General features: G+C 44.7%; 18 protein-coding genes. 6 read left to right on the top strand and 12 right to left on the bottom strand.

Going from position 1 to position 20,270, the window contains the following annotated elements; translation table 11 throughout:
• Positions 1-5: 5 nt before the first annotated feature.
• Positions 6-881 (top strand): IS1595 family transposase, encoded by an 876-nt coding sequence (locus tag MHB80_RS08110; RefSeq protein WP_341281674.1) that lies wholly within the window; start codon positions 6-8, stop codon positions 879-881.
• A 1,115-nt stretch (positions 882-1,996) separates the two neighbouring features.
• On the opposite strand, the gene yfkAB is transcribed toward MHB80_RS08110, so the two are convergent.
• The 3 genes from yfkAB to MHB80_RS08095 all read right to left on the bottom strand — a co-directional run bounded on the left by yfkAB (position 1,997) and on the right by MHB80_RS08095 (position 5,942).
• Positions 1,997-3,121, bottom strand: coding sequence for a radical SAM/CxCxxxxC motif protein YfkAB (gene yfkAB / locus MHB80_RS08105; RefSeq protein WP_341282902.1), 1,125 nt, complete (start codon positions 3,119-3,121; stop codon positions 1,997-1,999).
• A 173-nt stretch (positions 3,122-3,294) separates the two neighbouring features.
• The gene (locus MHB80_RS08100) at positions 3,295-4,419 is read right to left on the bottom strand and encodes an HD-GYP domain-containing protein (RefSeq protein WP_341281673.1); all 1,125 of its coding nucleotides are present in this window, start codon (positions 4,417-4,419) and stop codon (positions 3,295-3,297) included.
• 68 nt (positions 4,420-4,487) lie between these two features.
• Positions 4,488-5,942 (bottom strand): bifunctional UDP-sugar hydrolase/5'-nucleotidase, encoded by a 1,455-nt coding sequence (locus tag MHB80_RS08095; protein WP_341281672.1) that lies wholly within the window; start codon positions 5,940-5,942, stop codon positions 4,488-4,490.
• Positions 5,943-6,082: 140 nt separating this feature from the next.
• Here MHB80_RS08095 and MHB80_RS08090 point away from each other — a divergent pair, with 140 nt between their 5' ends.
• Complete coding sequence (locus MHB80_RS08090) at positions 6,083-6,835, top strand: molybdenum cofactor biosynthesis protein MoaE (protein ID WP_341282901.1); 753 nt, start codon at positions 6,083-6,085, stop codon at positions 6,833-6,835.
• A 206-nt stretch (positions 6,836-7,041) separates the two neighbouring features.
• Positions 7,042-8,097: an HD-GYP domain-containing protein gene (locus MHB80_RS08085; RefSeq protein WP_341281671.1), complete on the top strand. Its 1,056-nt coding sequence runs from the start codon at positions 7,042-7,044 to the stop codon at positions 8,095-8,097.
• A gap of 92 nt (positions 8,098-8,189) precedes the next feature.
• On the opposite strand, the gene sufB is transcribed toward MHB80_RS08085, so the two are convergent.
• From sufB to MHB80_RS08055, 6 genes are all read right to left on the bottom strand, one after another.
• A complete protein-coding gene (sufB, locus tag MHB80_RS08080; RefSeq protein WP_341281670.1) occupies positions 8,190-9,587 on the bottom strand; it encodes a Fe-S cluster assembly protein SufB in 1,398 nt (465 codons plus the stop codon).
• Between the two features lie 29 nt (positions 9,588-9,616).
• A complete protein-coding gene (gene sufU / locus MHB80_RS08075) occupies positions 9,617-10,042 on the bottom strand; it encodes a Fe-S cluster assembly sulfur transfer protein SufU (protein ID WP_341281669.1) in 426 nt (141 codons plus the stop codon).
• The gene (locus MHB80_RS08070; RefSeq protein WP_341281668.1) at positions 10,029-11,255 is read right to left on the bottom strand and encodes a cysteine desulfurase; all 1,227 of its coding nucleotides are present in this window, start codon (positions 11,253-11,255) and stop codon (positions 10,029-10,031) included. The genes sufU and MHB80_RS08070 overlap by 14 nt, the downstream gene beginning before the upstream one ends.
• A complete protein-coding gene (gene sufD / locus MHB80_RS08065; RefSeq protein WP_341281667.1) occupies positions 11,252-12,559 on the bottom strand; it encodes a Fe-S cluster assembly protein SufD in 1,308 nt (435 codons plus the stop codon). Before sufD ends, MHB80_RS08070 begins: the two co-directional genes overlap by 4 nt.
• A gap of 21 nt (positions 12,560-12,580) precedes the next feature.
• A complete protein-coding gene (sufC, locus tag MHB80_RS08060) occupies positions 12,581-13,360 on the bottom strand; it encodes a Fe-S cluster assembly ATPase SufC (protein WP_046228741.1) in 780 nt (259 codons plus the stop codon).
• A gap of 186 nt (positions 13,361-13,546) precedes the next feature.
• Entirely contained in the window at positions 13,547-14,134 is a 588-nt protein-coding gene (locus MHB80_RS08055; protein ID WP_341281666.1) for a DUF1802 family protein, read from the bottom strand.
• A gap of 195 nt (positions 14,135-14,329) precedes the next feature.
• On the opposite strand from MHB80_RS08055, the gene mtnK reads away from it, so the two are divergent.
• Both mtnK and mtnA read left to right on the top strand, forming a co-directional pair.
• Positions 14,330-15,547, top strand: coding sequence for an S-methyl-5-thioribose kinase (gene mtnK, locus MHB80_RS08050; protein WP_341282900.1), 1,218 nt, complete (start codon positions 14,330-14,332; stop codon positions 15,545-15,547).
• 40 nt (positions 15,548-15,587) lie between these two features.
• On the top strand, positions 15,588-16,643 hold the full coding sequence (mtnA, locus tag MHB80_RS08045; protein WP_341281665.1) for an S-methyl-5-thioribose-1-phosphate isomerase: 1,056 nt from the start codon (positions 15,588-15,590) through the stop codon (positions 16,641-16,643).
• Positions 16,644-16,703: 60 nt separating this feature from the next.
• Here the strand turns inward: mtnA and MHB80_RS08040 are convergent, their stop codons facing one another.
• Complete coding sequence (locus tag MHB80_RS08040) at positions 16,704-17,009, bottom strand: DUF1805 domain-containing protein (RefSeq protein ID WP_341281664.1); 306 nt, start codon at positions 17,007-17,009, stop codon at positions 16,704-16,706.
• Positions 17,010-17,174: 165 nt separating this feature from the next.
• Between MHB80_RS08040 and MHB80_RS08035 the strand changes: the two genes are divergently transcribed.
• Complete coding sequence (locus MHB80_RS08035) at positions 17,175-17,732, top strand: hypothetical protein (protein WP_341281663.1); 558 nt, start codon at positions 17,175-17,177, stop codon at positions 17,730-17,732.
• Between the two features lie 77 nt (positions 17,733-17,809).
• Here the strand turns inward: MHB80_RS08035 and MHB80_RS08030 are convergent, their stop codons facing one another.
• The gene (locus MHB80_RS08030) at positions 17,810-19,723 is read right to left on the bottom strand and encodes an EAL domain-containing protein (RefSeq protein WP_341281662.1); all 1,914 of its coding nucleotides are present in this window, start codon (positions 19,721-19,723) and stop codon (positions 17,810-17,812) included.
• A gap of 88 nt (positions 19,724-19,811) precedes the next feature.
• Entirely contained in the window at positions 19,812-20,198 is a 387-nt protein-coding gene (locus tag MHB80_RS08025; protein WP_341281661.1) for a DUF423 domain-containing protein, read from the bottom strand.
• Between the last annotated feature and the right edge of the window lie 72 nt (positions 20,199-20,270).

The raw sequence follows: 20,270 nt of genomic DNA, 5'->3' as shown, positions 1-20,270 counted from the left end.
TCGCGATGCAAGCCATTTCTGATTCTATTGCAAAGTTTGATAGTTGCTTTTCCACTGATGAAGCATGCTATTCCTTTTTGTATAAAATTAAATGGCCAGAAGGTTTTCGCTGCCCTCGTTGCAATCACCATTCAGCCTATAGAATTGCTTCGCGCTGCTCTATTTTATATCAGTGCTATTCCTGCAGACATCAGACGACATTAACGGCTGGCACTCTCATGGACAAGAGCCGAACACCGATACGAAAATGGTTGCTTGTGTTGTTTCTAATTTCCCTGCACCAAATTCAGATTAACGCGGCTCAAGTAGCATTAACTCTGCAAATAACTTATAAAACCGCCTGGAGCATGCTCCATAAAATTCGTCAATTGATAAGCCACGCCGATGAACATGAAAAGTTATCTGGTGTTATTAAAGCTGCAGTAGAGTTATATGCTAAAGAGCAACATTCACCAAAGTATGACTCATCTAAAGAATCTTCAATTGTTATAGCCTGCTCTTCCAGCTTTTGCTCCGCATCGCACTTTAAGTTCAAGGTTATCCCATCTGCTCATTTAAATGAAAGGCGCTTATTACGCTCTGGTGTAATGGACTTTACTCGCAACTACGTTACCCATTCATGTACTAATGATATAATCATTCATCCTTTGTACCGTATGGCAGATTCGAGATTTCTTAGAAGGCAATATAAACATTCCATCATTAAATTAAAAGCCTGTTTTAAGGGAGTTGGCGTTCTTCATTTGCAGTCTTATCTCGATTACATTTGCTTTTTCCTGAATAATCCCAACCTAGACCAGCATTCCCTCTTACATAAACTTACATCTTTATGTTTTAACAGACCAATATCAAAGAACACCCTACTGCCGCTAGCAATTTGACATCTCCAACTTTTATATTATTATACGGTATCCATAAATCAATACAATTTATCCCTACATAACTAATTATCCCTCCTTATTGGGCTGGTCCTGGTCCTATTTCTGTTTTTTAGACTCCATGGAACTAAAATAACGCCAATATTAGATTGAGTTTTTCTTTTCACAAAATTCAATATTTCATAAATGTTGAGAGGTTCGTTATTCTCACTATCCAAATAATATATTAGATTTGGGTACGAGTTTTCTATTTAATTTTTATAACCACTGATGATCATATTCGTTAACATTTTCCTATATAAATTCAAGCTCTGTATTGAAAACAAGTTTAATTAATTCATCCATCCTCCACCGAAAATACAAATCTGTTCCTCTCCTTTATAGTTCCTCCAATCCACAAGTACAGCACTCCCAAAGTAAGAACTTTTGAGCTTTTGAGCTTTTGAGCTTTTGAGCTTTTGAGCTTTTGAGCTTTTTCTATTTTCATAGATTTTTCTTATAATCTAATGATTCATATAATCATTGCTTGGATGGGCTAATGTTTTACATTCTACGTTCTACGTTCTACGCTCTACGTTCTACGTTCTACGTTCTACGCTCTACGTTCTACGTTCTACGTTCTACGTTCTACGCTCTACGCTCTACGCTCTACGTTCTACGTTCTACGTTCTACGTTCTACGTTCTACGTTCTACGTTCTACGTTCTACGTTCTACGTTCTACGTTCTACGTTCTACGTTCTACGTTCTACGTTCTACGTTCTACGTTCTACGTTCTACGTTCTACGTTCTACGCTCTAAGTTCCATGGTCTTTGGTCTTTGGTCTTTGGTCTTTGGTCTTTGGTCTTTGGTCTTTGGTCTTTGGTCTTTGGTCTTTGGTCTAGAAGATTATAGGTATTGCGGTCGTTTTTCTGAGCTAAGGGGATAATGGACTAAAGGAAAATTTACAGTGAGGGCATCATCCAGAATGTCAGATCTGTAATAAACGTACATTCACTGTATTTGGGAATGATACACTGGAATCTATATTTCCTTTATTAGCATGCAAGCATGCAAAAATGACTGGCACGCGCGAAGGGGCGTCAGTCATTTTTATTGGCTTTTTTATAAATAGCTGCTTTAGTCGAAACGGGCGGTGCGTTGGTGGAAATCTACTTCTTTATAGTACATGTCCTTCACCAGTAAGTTGGGGCCGCAGCAAGAGGCAGCAGGGCAATAGCAGTTTACGTCTTGAGCTAGCGAATGATTCAGCCATTTTGTGAACAAGTCATCCAGCTTAGAGCTTGCTATGTTTCCAAATGATGGGACATCCGAAAAATCGGTAACGAATACTTCCCCCGTAAATAAATTGACATTAAGGCGGTTGCGCCCATCTGGGTCATTGCGCACTGTGACATTTGGCTCCGCAGCCAGGCGGCTAAGCAGTGCACGCTCCTCTGCATGATTGCTGCATTGATAAAAAGGCAGCGTTCCAAACAACATCCACACTGACGGGTCCCGGTTATCCAATAATCGTTCAATGGCTTGACGCATTTGCACGGGGGTGATGACTGGCAAATCTTTAGCAAATGAACTTGGATACATAGGATGCACTTCATGTCGCTCGCAACCCATTTCTACAATCAGTCGGTGAATTTCATCGATTTTATCATGTGTACGGAAGTTAATCATAGACTCGGCAGATACTAATACACCTGCTTTGCTTAGAGAACGCGCATTTTCAATCATTCGCTCATACAGCTTAACCGAGGCTTCGTATGAAACTTGATGCCCCGCTTTAGCAAAGCCTACTTGGTGAAAATCATCCGCATTCGTGTAGTTAAAGGAAATGTGCATGACATCCAAATAAGGAATAATCGCCTCGTAGCGACTGAAAGGCAAAGTTACATTGGAGTTGATTTGGGAACGAACGCCGCGATCTCTGGCATATTGAAGCAGCGGCAGCATATATTCCTTAACCGTTTTAGCCGAATAGGAGGGCTCTCCGCCAGTAATACTGATCGTCTGTAGATGTTCAACCTCATCCAAACGTTTGAGCATATCCTTTAAAGGCAATTTGGCCGGCTCCGACATAACTAGCGTATCGCCAACCGCGCAATGCTCGCAACGCATATTGCATAAGTTTGAAATCGTCATTTCCACGCTCGTCAATTGATGCTTGCCGAACTTCTGGATTGAACGAATAGGATCCCATGGGTCATTAACTGGGGTTAGCTGCGGCAAAACCTTGGGGCTGCCATTCATAGCCAACGGATTTGTTGCTATAGCATTTAATGTATTCATTTTATCAACACCTGATTTCTGCATCTTTCGATTGTATAATTTCTAGTACCATTGTAATGTTCGAGCCCGAAAGAAGCAATAAAATGGACATGAAAAAAGAATAAAGAGCCCACAATAGCAGGCTCCTCATGCAATTACCCATTTTTAGCAGATAGTGCAGGCAAATCATTTTGCTCATCATTTACGCTTATAATCATAATGCTAAGCTGCTTGGACATGTCGATTTCGTAAGGCACAGTGAGTTCTTCCCCAACCTCGTTGTTTAATATACGAATAATGGGCCGATGCGGATAGGCATGATTAAAGTCCACTACTACACCAGATTCACCTGTATTGATTTTCACCATAATACCAATAGGATAAATGGCTACCTTATCCCGAAATAACTGTACCATATGCTGTTCGTATAAAGTTCCTGTTCCTGCATACAGAAGCTCAATAGCATGATGCGGAAGCATCGGTGCGCGGTATATTCGATTAGTTGTCATAGCGTCATACGAATCCACTAATCCAATCCACTTTGCATACTCATGAATTTCATTGCCTTTAATTCCTCTTGGATATCCGCTGCCATCCAGCCGTTCATGATGTTGATAAGCACAATGAGCCACAATAAGCGGCAGATTAGGCTCATCCTTTAAAAGCTCAAAGCCGAAACGAGCGTGATTCTTCATCATAATGAATTCTTCTGGGGTTAAAGATCCAGGTTTTTGGAGGACATCGATTGGAATTTGTGTTTTTCCAATATCATGAAGCAAGGCCCCCATCCCGAGCGTCATTAGTTCTTCATGTGAATAATTGTAAGCTATGCCAAGAATGGTCGTGTAGACGCACACATTTAAAGAATGCTGATATAAATAATGATCTACTGTTCCCATATTCATCAGCATAATCATCGCATCCTTATGAGCAGACAAATCATCAATAATCAAATTCATCATTTGTTTGAAGGTTTGGCCAATATACGGATACGTAACCCCTTTTTTACGCTTTGGTCGATCCATCATATCACGAAAATTCGTACGTATTTCCTTCAAGGCAACTAACAGCGTTTCCTCGCGAATAATCTCTGGCATCGTAATATCATCGGTTTTCGGATCAAGAATATATATATACTGTATTCCACATTGTTTGAGCCGGGTAATAAGCCGACTGGTCAGCTCAACATTTTCCCCTAACAGCACTAAACCATCATGTGAGAAAATCTTTTTGGCCAATCGCATGCCGGGCTGAGTCTTTGTTATAGGCATCAAACGCATTTTCTCGATCCTTCCTTGACTGAGTGGTTTCTTCTTAATTAATACATCGGATAAAATTAATAAAAATGTTATATCGATGATGCTAGATTATTCCACCTTGGCAGCTTGCAGTCAGCAATGTTAGCCTTTTCTTTCAATGCTTCAGCCAATACATCCCGAATAAACTCTGGCAGAAAGTAAACAATATTGATTCCTTGTCCTAATGACAAATAGCCGATATGGAAAGTGAACATATCTATGGAAGCTACATTATACCATTTTTCTTCCATTAGAGGTTGCCCATTGACCACTATCTTCACGATTCGGTCCAGTGGCGGCCGCTCAGAATCAAAAATAACCTGAAGACCATCTATAGCAAGTGTTCCTAATACTTCGCCGCGAAATCCATAACCTTTAATTCGCTTATCCGTATAATCCGGCAAGAGAGATTGCTCAAGAGCCTCTTTGATATGCCTGCCTGTAAGCTGCATTTTGCAAGGGTTTATTGGAGACGGGCATAACGCATGCAATTGTCCAGCAGTTACTTCTCCCTGCTGCAAGCCGCCTAGCAGTTGCCCGGTATTGACAAGCGCGATTTCTGCTTCTGTATGTCTCTTTAGACCCGCTGCAAGCAAATTGGCAAGCGGCGACTCTGCCGCAATAGCCGTTGAAAGAGGCTCATCTATATACGCGACTGTACGATTGAGTCGCGCGAGCCCTTCTTCTTTATATTTTGCGATAATAGTTGCAGCGTCAGGGTGTTCTTCAAAAGCAGCAGTCGGGACACAAGCCGCCTTAAATTGCGGTTTTGCATCAGCAGTCCCCTGCGAAATTTCGATACGCCCGATATGCTCGCCAAATTTTCCGGCCGCGCAAATTGAAGTGTGTTTGACTTGCAGTGCTTCCTCAAGCAAATGATGGGTATGGGCACCCAATACCAAGTCAACACCAGTCAATTCTTGCGCCATCCGTTCATCATTCGCCAGCCCTAGATGTGACAATACGATTATCAAATCCACATCTTTACGCATTTGCTCCGCTTGTTGTTGAATAGCTTCGAAAGGGTCCGTTGCATTCCAACCGAGCAAAACATAAAAATCTGTAAAATTTGCCGTAACACCAATTAAACCAATTTTTAAATGGCCTTTATTTACAATAATATGAGGCAGCAGCCACGAAGGCTGCTTGTTCGTTGCCGCATCCAACAAATTTGCCCCTAAAACAGCAAATTTGGCATGTTCGCCATATAACTCGGCCAATCTTTCCTTAGAATAAGTTAGTCCTTCATTATTACCAATAGTTACCGCATCATAACCTGCTTCATTAAGCAGTGCGACATTCACCAAACCGTCACTGCCCTCTGTTTCACTTCTCATTCTGTCCATATGGTCGCCGATATCGAGGACTAACAAGTTGTCCTTACCATGAACGCGACGTTGATCAGCTATATAGGAAGCAATTCGTGCGGCATTTTCCAAGCGACTATGAATATCATTGGTGTGTAAAATAACAATATTTTGCTCTAATCGTAGTTTGGAACCCATGCCTGCCTCCCCTAATTTTAAAAGTTATAAGCGGTCGCCTAACTGTCTTAGACTGTCTCTTTAGCATAACATTTTTCTATAGATTATGGTATGCTGTTATAGTACGCCTATATCATTACGTGAGGTTAAATAACATGATTATGGAATGGAAAATTGATTTATTTGCAGGTTTGTCAGAGCGATTCGGTGTGCGTTCTCTTATTATAGAGACTGCTGAGCAAAATATGACGGTGGCAGAACTGAAGAAGCATTTGATCGCTTCCTATCCCGAACAATCGGATATTTTAAGCATTTCTTTTCTTGCCTGCAACTATGCTTACGCTCATGAAGACAGCATTGTAAGCGCCTCTGATGAGCTTGCGCTTCTTCCCCCGGTTTCGGGAGGACAAGCAGAAAAATCTAATGAAGATGAACAAAAATCCCCCTTAGAACAATTGTACATGCTTACTAATGAGAAAATTACGACGGAGGAGGTTTTATCAAAAGTTATTGTTCCCGAGCACGGTGCTTCCCTTGCCTTTGTCGGAACGACGCGAGAATGGACGAAAGGACAGCGTACCGTTCGCTTGGAATATGAAGCTTATGAACCGATGGCTGTTAAAATGATGAAGCAAATCGGTGATGAGCTTGCACAGAAGTGGCCAGGGACTTTATGTGCTATTACACATCGGCTTGGCGCTGTCGATATCGCAGAGATTAGTGTAGTCATTGCGATCTCCTCACCACATCGAGCCAGTTGTTATGATGCCAGCCGGTACGCTATTGAACGATTAAAGCAAATTGTTCCGATCTGGAAAAAAGAAATTTGGGAGGATGGTTCAGAGTGGAAAGGCCATCAGCTTGGCCCTTGGAATCCTGATATGCCGCTAGCAAATTTTCCAGATGAAGCCTAATATCAGACGATTGTAAAAATTTTCTATTCAAAAGCGTTAAAAATAGGTCTATAGACTATTTAAAACTTTATCAAGATAAATAATGAGCGTTTTTTGTCGAAATTTGTAGGTCTTTAGACTCAAATTAAAGTCCCTCATATTGCCATACCCTCAAATCATTGCTACTATACTACTTAAGTGATCAACTATTCAATAGAGGTGCAGCGATGAAGGTTCACGTAACTGATTTAAAAACGGGAGACCGTTTATTAAAAGATACCTTTAATGGATACGGTCTGCATGTGCTTTCTAAAGGCACCTTGCTGGAAAATAAAGAAATATCAAAGCTGCTTCAACATCAAATTGATTATGTTGAAGTCGAATCTGTCTCTATTGTTAATTTGCCGGAGCGCACATTGGAGCAAACCGTTAACCCCAAGTGGCTTCCTTCTGTACAACCGGATTATGATAATGCAATTCAAGGCTTTCATAATCTTTTTGCTAAGGCAAGCGAGGATCAGACCATTAATGAGCAAGAAGTCGAAGATGCCTTCCAGCCGCTAATTAAGCATCTTAATATGGAGCGAGACGTCGTATCTATGCTTCTGCTGCTTAACACGAAAGACGACTACACGTACCAACACTCCGTACAAGTGGGCATGCTGGCCTATTATTTGGCTACTTGGCTCGGCTACTCCGTAAAAAAATCGGTGCAAATTGGTAAAGCCGGATTCCTTCATGATATCGGAAAAAGTCAAATCCCTGAAACCATTCTTAACAAACCCGGTAAGCTTACAAAGGAAGAGTTCGATGAAATCAAAAACCATACGACATATGGCTATGACATTATAAAAAAATCCTTTGATGAACGCTACATTGCCTTAAGTGCACTTGAGCATCATGAGCGTAATGACGGCAGCGGTTATCCGAAAGGTCTTAATGGCGACCAAATTGAGCCTGTTTCCAAGCTAATCTCGGTTGTCGATATTTATAGCGCTATGATTTCCGAACGGGTTTATCAGAAAAAACGCGATTTGTTTTATGTATTGAAGGAACTTTACAAGCTGAGCTTCAGAGAGCTAGATCCACATATTACACATACATTCATAAAGCATATGATCCCCAACTTCATTGGAAAAAAAGCTTATTTGGAAACCGGCGAGACCGGAATTATCGTCATGACTCACCCAACCGAGTTTTTCAGACCACTGCTGCAAATCAATCATGAATTTATTGATTTGACCGTTGAACGTCATCTCAAAATCAAAGAAATTTTCGTATAACAAAATGCCTGTTCCCTCAGCTGATTGAAACCAACCAGTGAGGAAACAGGCATTTTTGTCGTTTATTCGTTTAAGTTGTTAAGCAAGTTTGCTTAACCGATAGAACCTTCCATCTCAAACTTGATGAGACGGTTCATTTCTACCGCATATTCCATCGGCAGCTCTTTCGTGAACGGTTCGATAAAGCCCATAACGATCATTTGTGTCGCTTCCGCTTCCGACAAGCCACGGCTCATTAGATAGAACAATTGATCCTCAGAAACTTTGGATACTGTTGCTTCATGCTCCAAAGTAATGTTATCGTTCATGATCTCATTGTAAGGAATCGTATCCGAAGTGGATTCATTATCCAAAATCAATGTATCACATTTAATATTAGATTTCGCACCATCTGAATTACGACCGAATGAAGCAAGACCACGGTAAGTTACTTTACCGCCATGCTTACTGATCGACTTGGAAACAATTGTCGAGGTCGTATCTGGAGCAAGGTGAATCATTTTCGCGCCTGCATCCTGGTGCTGGTTTTTACCGGCAACTGCGATTGATAATACCATACCTTTCGCACCGCGGCCACGAAGCACAACAGCCGGATATTTCATCGTCAATTTGGAGCCAATGTTGCCATCTACCCATTCCATTGTCGCGTTTTCATCAGCGACTGCACGTTTAGTCACGAGGTTAAAAATGTTTGGTGCCCAGTTTTGAATCGTTGTATAACGAACGCGGGCATTTTTCTTAACCAAGATTTCAACGACGGCGCTATGCAATGAGTTAGTGCTGTAGACTGGAGCTGTACAGCCTTCAACGTAGTGAACGAAGCTATCTTCATCAGCAACGATCAGTGTACGCTCAAATTGTCCCATGTTTTCGGAGTTAATCCGGAAATAGGCTTGCAGCGGAACTTCGCATTTCACGCCTTTTGGTACATAAATAAAGCTGCCTCCGGACCAAACCGCACTGTTCAAAGCAGCGAATTTATTATCATTCGGTGGGATGATTGTGCTGAAATATTCACGCAAAATTTCAGGATGTTCACGAAGCGCTGTATCCATATCAGTGAACAATACGCCTTGCTTTTCCAGATCCTCTTGCATGCTGTGATAAACAACCTCTGATTCATACTGTGCGGATACACCCGCAAGAAACTTTTGCTCCGCTTCAGGGATACCAAGCTTGTCAAACGTTTCTTTAATTTCAGTAGGAACCTCTTCCCACGTCTTGCCTTGCTTCTCAGAAGGCTTTACATAATATTGAATATCATTGAAATCCAGATCATCCATGTTGCCGCCCCAATCAGGCATTGGCATTTTGTTGAACTGCTCCAGTGATTTCAGACGAAAATCGAGCATCCATTCCGGCTCGCCCTTCATTTCCGAAATAGTGCGAACGATTTCAGGCGTCAAGCCTTTTCCTGATTGGAAAATCGACTTATGCTCATCGCGGAAACCATACTTATACTCTTCCATTTCCGGCATTGTTTTAGCCATCGTATTCACTCTCCTCTTTCATAATGATGTTAATCTTGCTGTTGTTCGATTCCTTTACGCAACGCGTTCCACGAAAGGGTGGCACATTTAATTCGTGCAGGGAACTTATTGACACCAGACAACGCCTCGATGTCCTCATAACCTTCAAATTCGACTGGTTCACCTTTCATTAGGGAAGAAAATTTATCCGCTAGCTCCAGCGCCTGATCGAATGTTTTTCCTTTAACGACTTCCGTCATCATGGAGGCAGAGCTCAGGCTGATGGAACAGCCTTCTCCGCTAAACTTCGCGTCTGTGACTAAACCGTTCTCCACCTGAAGCTGAAGTGCAATGCTGTCGCCGCAGGTCGGGTTGTTCAGTTTAATCGTAACGGCATCGGCTTCCAATGTTCCATGGTTGCGTGGATTTTTATAGTGATCCATGATGACTCTACGGTATAAATCATCCAATTGCATGACCGAAGAACTCCTTTGTTTTGAGCAGTCCAGCAATGAGCTGATCAACTTCCTGCTCGGTATTATATAAATAAAAGCTTGCTCTGGCTGTCGAAGAAACGTTCAGAAAACGCATAAGCGGCTGGCAGCAATGATGCCCAGCTCGAACGGCAATGCCTTCCGTATCAAGAACTGTCGCCACATCATGTGGATGCACGTCGCCCAAATTAAATGTAACGAGACCAGCACGATCTGCCTTAGGGCCATATATCGTAACCCCTTCAAGCTCCGATAATCGGTCATAAGCATATGCCGCCAGAAGACGCTGATGCTTGTCAATCTCATCCATGCCAACCTCTTGCAGAAAATCGATTGCTGCGCCCAGCCCTACGGCGTTCGCAATAATTGGTGTCCCGCCTTCGAAACGGTACGGAATGTCCTTCCATGTTGACTCATACAAGTCAACATAGTCGATCATTTCTCCGCCAAATTCGATCGGCTCCATCTTGGAGAGCAGCGCCTTCTTGCCATATAAGGCGCCAATCCCTGTCGGACCGCACATTTTATGGCCCGAAAAAGCATAAAAATCACAATCTAAATCACGTACGTCCACACGCATATGCGGCGTGCTTTGTGCGCCATCCACTACCATTACGGCGCCATTGCGATGCGCAATAGCCGCAACCTCCTTAACGGGGTTGACGATGCCAAGCACATTCGATACATAAGTCATCGCAACGACCTTCGTATTCGATGTAATTGATAGCTCGGCATCGGCCAGCGTGAATGAACCATCTGGCTGAAGCGGAATATATTTCAGCGTCGCGCCGGTTGCTTTCGCAACCTGCTGCCACGGGATGAGATTGCTGTGATGCTCCATTTGTGTAATAACGATTTCGTCGCCAGGTTTACATACGTTTCTGGCATAGCTTGAAGCAACTAAATTCAGCGCGGTTGTCGTACCCCGCGTAAAAATAATTTCTTCCGGCAGTGCCGCGTTCAGAAAAGAAGCCACTTTCTCCCTTGCGCCCTCATAAGCGTCAGTCGCCCGCGAACCAAGCGTATGAACGCCTCTATGCACATTGGAGTGGTCCATCTCATAATAGCGATTAATCGCATCAATGACGGAGCGCGGCTTCTGGGAAGATGCCGCGCTGTCCAGATAAACGAGCGGATGCCCATTTATCTCTTGATGCAAAATCGGGAACTGCTCCCGAATTGCTGCTATATTCATCCTTCGAGCTTCCGCACAAGCAATTTCTCAAGCTGTTCGCGTACCGCATCGATCGGAATTTCAGATACTACAGGTGCAAGGAAGCCATAGATAACAAGGCGTTCCGCATTCTGCTTGCTAATACCGCGGGACATCAGATAATAAACTTGCTCAGGATTGACCTGCCCAACGCTCGCTGCATGGCCTGCTGTAACATCATCTTCATCAATTAGCAAAATCGGATTCGCATCACCGCGTGCTTTCGGGCTAAGCATCAACACTTTTTCGGTTTGAACGCCATTAGCTTTCGTAGCGCCCTTCTCGATTTTAGTGATGCCGTTAATAATCGCCGAAGCCGAATCCTTCATCACTGCACGTGTAACCATGTTGCTGTCCGAACGAAGGCCAAAATGTACAGCCTGCGTCGTCAAGCTCATTTGCTGAGCGTTTTTGCCGATGCTGATTACTTTAGCATCAGACCGTGAACCGTTGCCTTTCAGCACGGACTTCGTATCTGAAAGCGTAGAGCCATCGCTCAAATCGCCGAGTACCCATTCCATCACGCCATCATTTTCAATAATAGCGCGGCGAACGGTCAGATCCACTCCGCTGCCACCAAGATGATGGATGGAACCGAAACGAACGTGAGCGCCTGCTTTTACATAAACTTCGACTACGGAGTGGTAGACGAAAGGCTCAGTAACAGCACCTGGCTCAGTAACGACATAATCGACATAAGTAACGCGGCTGTTGCTCTCTGCTACGATTACGATATGCGGTGCAAAGGAAGCCTCTGCTTTTGTATTAAATAGAATAGCCTGCAGTGGAATTTCCACCTCTACATTGCGAGGAACGTATACGAATACCCCGCCATTCCACAATGCTGCATGCAAAGCTGTTAATTTGTCCTCATTCTTGGCAACCGCTTGGAACAAGTAAGGCTTCACAAGATCGCCATGCTCCTTGCAAGCTGTCTCCAAATCGGTAAAAATAACGCCCTTAGCTGCCAGTTCAGCAGATAGCTGCGTCCATACCGGACTCGAGTTTTGCTGAATAACAAGGTTTTCAGTGCCTTCAGAAACCAATTCACGTACAACTTCTGGCAAATCGGTTAGTGCATTTGCTGGAGCTGCCTGATCGTAGCTGCCTACAGCTGTCAGGTTCCAGCGTTCAATTTTGACTTTCTCCGGCTTTGGCCATTCTAATGTACCAGCAAGCTCAGCTGCTTCGCCGCGCAAATCAACCAGCCAATTAGGCTCGTTTTTGCTACGGGACAAAGCTTCTGCAGATTGGCGGTCCGTCGGAGTCGATAGTTGTGTACTCATCCGTTATACCCCTTTCTCCGCTTAGGCCTGGCCAACCGTTTCGTCCACGATGCCCAGTTCTTCTTTAACCCAGTCATAACCTTCATTTTCCAAACGCTCAGCAAGCTCAGGACCACCGGACTTCACAATGCGGCCTTGCATCATAACGTGTACAAAATCAGGTGTAATATAGTTCAGCAAACGCTGATAGTGAGTAATAATTAGAAAACCGCGATCTTCGGAGCGCATTTCGTTAACGCCTTTGGATACGATTTTCAAGGCATCGATGTCAAGACCCGAGTCAATCTCGTCAAGAACGACGATTTTCGGATCAAGCAGCGTCATTTGCAAAATCTCATTACGTTTTTTCTCACCGCCCGAGAAGCCTTCGTTCAGGTAACGATGTGCAAACTCAGGGTTCATTTCCAAAGCTTTCATTTTGCCTTCCATTTGGCGAATGAATTTAATGAGGGAAATCTCGCTGCCTTCCTCACGACGAGCGTTAATCGCACTGCGCAAGAAATCGGAATTCGTTACGCCAGGAATTTCGCTTGGATATTGCATAGCAAGGAACAGCCCTGCGCGTGCTCTCTCATCTACGCCCATTTCAAGCAGGTCTTCTCCATCCAAAAATGCGCTGCCTTCAGTTACTTCATATTTCGGGTGGCCCATCAAAGCGGAAGCCAGCGTACTTTTACCAGTACCGTTTGGTCCCATAATCGCGTGGATTTCTCCGCCTTTGATTTCAAGGTTAATGCCTTTCAAAATCTCTTTTCCTTCGATAGCCGCTTTCAGGCCATCAATGACAAAATGCGTTGCCATAATATGCTGATCCCTCCATGGTTGGTCTATTTACCTAATCACCTATAATCAAAAAAGCTTCTATTATAATGTGATTCAATATAATTCTCAATGTCTTCTCAATAATCATTTTATTATAAGTTTTGTTATAAAGCAACGCTAAGAGCGCTCAATGTACAAGAAATCGCCATAAATCAGGCTTTATCTCTATTGCCGGCACAGTGCAGCTTGAATTTGAGCAACTTGCGACGCAAATTCCTCATCGGATAATACCGGAACCATTGCAGCATCGGCTAGATCCTTTTCAAGCTTTACCCAAGATTTGCAGCCCGTATAGGCAGGGAACATTTCTAATTCAGCAGGCTCGGCAAGCCGGTATACGCGAAGCAGCAGCAAATGCAACGGCTTCGTCCGCTTCCATTTTAGCCTTTCTTCTGAAAATTTATCCGTCCAAATATGAAATTCCCGCAACCGGTCAAGCGTTTCCTGATCGTTGATCTCGATATCATGAACGGCTTCCGCATAGGCGCCAAGCTTAATGCTATCCATATCAGGCGACCAGCCTTCCATTATACTTTCGATCCTGCCTTGATATGGCGCCTTAAGCAGATGCTCCTTCTGATGCTCATAAGCAGGCATTAAGTAGAAGCCTTTGCTAACCAATTGAAAATCACGTGTTTCCTCTTCAATTCCGCCTTTGCGCAAAACCATAATAAGCTCGCCATCACGCAATGCGTTAACGGTTACAGCCCACTCCTTCAGAGCGACCGGCTCCCGCGTCATGCTGTTACTCATGCCAATGCCTCCACTCCAGCAGATCCGCCAAGCCCTTCGTTGCCATTCGCGCTTAGCGGACAAAATCCTTGCCTACTTTACGTAACATTATATCATTTGTTATCATTTGTAGGTATTCCAAGTCGAAATAATATTCGATATACTAAGCATATAGAAATGCTTATATTTTGAAAAATACAGTCGGAGGTGGACAAACTGTCTGCTTATCATCCTTTAACCGAGCAAGAAGCTATTGAATTTTCCCGCTCCATACCTGACTTTTTCCCTGCAGGGGCTGAGCTTGCGTCCCGTGAGATCGGCGATGGCAATTTGAATTTGGTATTCCACATTACCGATCCAGCAAGCGGTAAAGGGCTGATTGTCAAACAAGCGCTCCCTTACGCTAAGGTTGTCGGAGAATCATGGCCGCTTACGCTTGACCGAGCGCGCATTGAGAGCGAAGCGCTGATTTTGCAAAATGAGCTGGCTCCGGGACTTGTGCCAACCGTTTATCAATATGACGCAGAGCTTGCCCTTACGGTAATGGAGGATCTCAGCGACCACGTGATTATGCGTCAGGGCCTCGTAGACGGCAACCAATATCCGAAATTCGCCGAGGACATTTCCACCTTTATGGCGAATACACTCTTTTACACTTCCGATTTGGGCATGAACCAGCAGGATAAGAAAGAACGCGTCAAAGCATTTATTAACCCTGATTTGTGCAAAATAACCGAAGATTTAATTTTTGATGATCCTTATACCGATTCGCCAAACAATAACTTTGAAGCAGCGATCGCTGATGCCGCTGAAGCACTTCGCACGGATGATGCCCTTCATCTTGAAGTCGCTATTTTGCGCAACAAGTTTTTGACGAATGCCCAGGCCCTGCTCCACGGCGATCTACATACCGGCAGCGTATTTGTTACAGCACAGTCCACGAAAGTGATCGATCCTGAATTTGCTTATTACGGTCCTATTGGCTTTGACGTAGGTGCGGTCATTGCCAACCTGCTGCTCAATTATGCGGGACAAGCCCACTGGATCAAAGACGAGGCAAAGCTTGCCGATTTCCGCAGCTACCTGCTTGGCAGCGTACGCGAGATTTGGAACAAATTTGAGAACAAATTTGGCGCTTTGTGGGATGAGCATAACGTGGATCGTCTAGTATCAAGCGCACCAGGCTACAAGCAATATTACATGAACAAGCTGCTTCAGGACTCGATCGGCTTCGCTGGCTGCAAAATGGTACGACGCATTGTAGGCCTTGCCCATGTTGCGGACATCGACCGCATTGAGGATGCTGCGGAGCGCGAGAAAGCACAGCGCTTGGCACTGGGAATCGGCACCTCGCTCATTCACCTGAACCGCCAGGCGATTTCAATAGAGCAAGCAATTGATATTGTTTTGTCCGCAACGGCAAAACACGCTTAAAAATAAATCCTTATGTTTAGAGAAGAAAGGAATTTGCATAATGACTAGTCAGAATGCCCCATTGCAATCCTTGATCTGGGCGGAAGATCGCCTGGATTTGCTGGATCAACGGCTTTTGCCTGAAGAAATCGTATATTTGCCGCTTGTTACTTCGGAGGACGTATGGGAAGCAATTCGCCATTTGAAAGTGAGAGGCGCCCCGGCAATCGGCATTTCGGCTGCATACGGCGTCGTGCTTGGCAGCCGAAATGAAACGACCCCTAAGCGCTGGCTTGAAGAAGTGCTGAACCAGGCTGAATATTTGGCCACCTCACGGCCGACCGCTGTCAACTTATTCTGGGCTCTTGATCGTATGAAAGCCCGTGCGGAGCAGCTTGCCGCAGCCGATTTATCACTCGATGAAGTGAAGCAGGCTTTGCTTAATGAAGCGCTGGCCATTCACAGAGAAGATGAAGAAACCAACCGTTTAATCGGCGAGCATGCGCTCACGCTGTTTGAAGATGGCATGGGCGTGCTCACGCACTGCAACGCTGGCGGACTTGCAACTGCTAAATACGGTACAGCGCTGGCGCCGTTTTATCTTGCGCTTGAGCGCGGCATGTCGCTGCGTGTATTCGCCGATGAGACACGTCCTGTGCTGCAAGGCGCTAGACTGACCGCTTTTGAGCTGCAGCAGGCTGGTGTCGATGTCACTTTGATTTGTGATAATATGGCAGGCATGGTCATGTCCAAAGGCTGGATTCAGGCTGTCATTGTTGGAACGGACCGCGTAGCCGCTAATGGAGATGTCGCCAACAAAATCGGCACCTATAGCGTTGCCGTCCTTGCCAAGGCTCATGGCATTCCCGTATATGTTGCTTGCCCATTGTCCACGATTGACCTCAATACGCCGACTGGCGCAGAAATTCCGATTGAGGAGCGCAGCGCCGAGGAAATTACCGAAGGGTTTGGCAAACGCACAGCACCACAAGGTGTGAAAGTGTACAACCCGGCCTTCGATATTACACCGAATGAATATGTAACAGCTATTATTACAGAAAAAGGCATTGTCCAAGCTCCTTATGATGTCAATCTTAAAAAGCTTTTTAACCAATAAATATAAATCAAGAGCCTATATCCCCTCTTTCAAAAAGATAAGGATAAAGGCTCTTTTGTATTATGCCATTAAGGTAAGAGCATCTGTTCCTTTCATTCCGGCATGAATTCCCATACCTTCCGCTGTTGTCGTAACCGATTCCAAAGGTGCAACAAGCAGTTCCTCTAATGTGCGTACGCCAACGGCTCTTCCGGCGATAATCCCGCGATTATGCAATCGTTCATTCAGCAGGCCAACATCAAGCGCACCGCACATGATATATCCTTTATCCGTCGTCCAAGCAAGCAATGTCGTCTTAGGAAGCTTTACCTCAATGCCTATCACGGTCAGCCCATTTTGCAGTGTGGCAGGAACCATTCGCATCATTATACGCTCACCTCCTTTGCCATCAATTAGCTGCCAAAGCAGTATATGCAAAAAAGTTTTTATCGAATTGGACGATTAGCAAAATTTAGCACTATATATCCCATCTGATTAATGGTATAGTTGTTATGCAAAAATTAACATTAGGTCGGAGGAACTATAGAGCAGATGGAAAATACACAAAAACACTCATACGTACTCCAAGTAGAATTGCTAGTAGAGAACGTTAGCAACGCTGCTGCCTTGGAGCAGGTCATTCATGCCTTAAATGCTGGCGGATTTGTTGATTATCGGATTTTATCAGGTATTCAGCTGGGACAAGTTATCGATCAACGCAAAGCTGATGCTGCTGTTCAGGTTCCTATGGAAATCGATAATAAAGCGCCTGCACAGAATGAAAAACAAGCACAAAGCAATAAATCTGCAGCTAGCAAGCCTCCACAGTCTGTTAAAGAAAAAGACGTACCACCTGTTAAAGCCGCTAAGCCTAAGGTTGTTGAGCCTTCACTCTCCGATCCTTATGACGGATTTGCAGACATTCGCGGATTTATGAAAAGCAATAAACTCATTCGTCTTATTGTAAACAAGGGGCTTGGCATTACGCTCAGCATTCCATGCCGTATTTTAAATGTGGATGATGCAACGAGCATGATTACGGTCTACCACGTGGATGAGAAGCAAGTCTACACCTTCAAGCTTAATGAAATAGAAGACTATACGTCCTGATTATGAAGCAGCACAAATTGAAAAGGTCCGTTTGAATGAGCCGGGTGCGTTCCCAGCCATTCAAACAGACCTTTTTTCTACATGTAATAGCCGCCCAGCATTTGCTCAATATTGTCGCTTGGAACTGGCGCACTCCAGAAATACCCCTGCATTTCGTCGCAGTTGTGCTTGCGCAAAAATTCAATTTGCTCCTGCGTCTCTACGCCCTCTGCAATAACCTGAATATTAAGATTATGGGCCATAGCAATAATAGCTGCTACAATTTCCGCATCGCTTGGGTCCTGCTGGATGTCACGGACGAAGGAACGGTCGATTTTGAGCCGGTCGATCGGGAAATTTTTCAAATAATGAAAAGAGCTGTAGCCTGTGCCAAAATCGTCAATGCTTATGCCAACCCCAAGCGCCGTCAAATCCAGCAGGCAGCGCGACACATGGTTCACATCCATTGTCATCGACTCCGTAATTTCCAAATCCAAATATTGCGATTCAAGACCAGTACGGGCAAGAACGTCTGCCACCTTGCTAGCCAAATCATGCTGGACAAACTGCCTGATGGAGAGGTTAACCGAAACCGGCATAGGCGGCAAGCCTGATTCCTGCCAGTATTTATTTTGGCGGCAAGCCTCCTCCAGCACCCAATCGCCAATTTGCACAATCATACCACTCTCCTCAGCCAAAGGAATAAAATCGCCCGGAGGGATCATTCCCCGGATCGGATGCTTCCAGCGCACCAGCGCCTCGACGCCGATCATACCGCCAGAATTCATATCATATTGCGGCTGATAGTATAAAATGAACTCCTTGCGCTGAATAGCACGATACATTTCATGCTGCATCGACAAATGCTCAAACGAATAATTGCTCCAGCTTTCGGAATAAAGCAGCGCATCGTTTCTGCCATTCTGCTTCACCTTCATTAACGCCATATCCGCTTTATTAAGCAGCGCATAATCATCATCCTCGACCAGACGGCTCGTGACCGCACCTATGCTTGCTGTAATTTGGATCGGAAAGCCTTTAAGCTCGAAAGGCTCCTCAATCGCCTGCAGCACCGTGCGGGCACGGCTCAGCAACTGCTCCTCCGACTCCAGATCCTTAAACAACAGAGCGAACTCATCACCTTCCATCCTGGCGGCAAAATCCTGCTCGTACATGACACTTGTAAAGCGCTCTGCCACCTGCATGAGCAGCATATCACCAAATTCGCGGCCGAAGGAGGCGTTTACGAGCTTAAAGCGGTCCAAGTCCATATAACACAGCCCCACAATCTGGTTATGATCGTGGGCAAAAGCAAGGCTTTCATTCAACCTCATTTGAAAAAGCGTTCGATTCGGCAATCCCGTTCTATCGTCGTAGTAGGCCATATAACGAATCCGTTCCACATTTCGCTTGCGATCGCTTAAGTCATGGCTCACCACCAGCGTTCCGATGACCTTCTCATCCTGCACCATGGGGGAACATACGAGATGCAGCTCAAGCGGATAGCCTGAGCGGTGTATAATATGAACGTTTCCCTGCTCCGGACAACCGGTAAGCGAATGCTCCAGCATCGTATGTAAGGCATCGCGGCTGCCTGCATCTACGAAAGAGGCCAGCCAATTCCCCATTAACTCCGCGCGTTCATAGCCAAAAGTACGCTCTGCGCCTTCATTCAATTCAATTATAACGCCCTGTGGATCAATGATAGCCAGCGGGACCGCTTCCGAGCGAAGCAGCGCCTCAACCATTGGTTTATGATAGCTGAGCGTATTCGATGTCTTGGTCTGCATGACCATTAGGACGAAGTTTCCTATAAGGAATGCCACAGTCAAACAAGAAGCTAGCCAAATAAAAAGCGAAGGTATTGCTGTTACTATCATCGCTGCCACCCATACTCCTACGATAATGAGCAGCAAGCTGCCTTGCAGCCACGGATTCCACAACTTGGACAACCATTGTGTAAGCGCGTCACGTGGCGGTCTATCAGGCCGACCAAACGTTCGTTTCGTCACGCACTAACTTCCTTCCTACGTTCGAATCCAATAAGGTTAGACTTATTATAATCGAAACCGCCGTTTCGGCATAGAAATATTATGCAAATCAAACGGCTTTTTTTCGAGACTTGAGGGTCGCGACGATGACGCAAACCCAGCCAGCAAGAAAAGCCACACCGCCAATTGGTGTAATTGCTCCCAGCACGCGAATATCGCTTAATGCAAGGATATAGAGACTGCCGCTGAAAATAACGATGCCCGCAAGCAGCAGCCTGGCTCCGGCAAGCAGCAATTTGCTCTCGCCCAAGCGATCCGCAAGCAGAGCGACCAGCATAAGGCCAAGCGAATGATACATATGATAGCGTACGCCCGTTTCAAAAATAGCTAGCAAATCAGCTGGCAATATTTCCTTTAAAGTATGAGCGCCAAAGGCCCCTAATCCTACGGCAATAGCGGCACCAATAGCGCCGATTGTGAAATATTTTTGGAACATCTGTTTTCATTCCTTTCAGAATTGAGTATAATTTACTGTAATTGTGTTTTAACACGACTTACATATACTGGA

Origin of the sequence: Paenibacillus sp. FSL H8-0537, assembly GCF_038051995.1 — a bacterium.
Taxonomy (GTDB): Bacteria; Bacillota; Bacilli; order Paenibacillales; family Paenibacillaceae; genus Pristimantibacillus.
The sequence above is the reverse complement of the archived record's forward strand: the minus strand, read 5'-3'. Positions and strand labels throughout refer to the sequence as shown.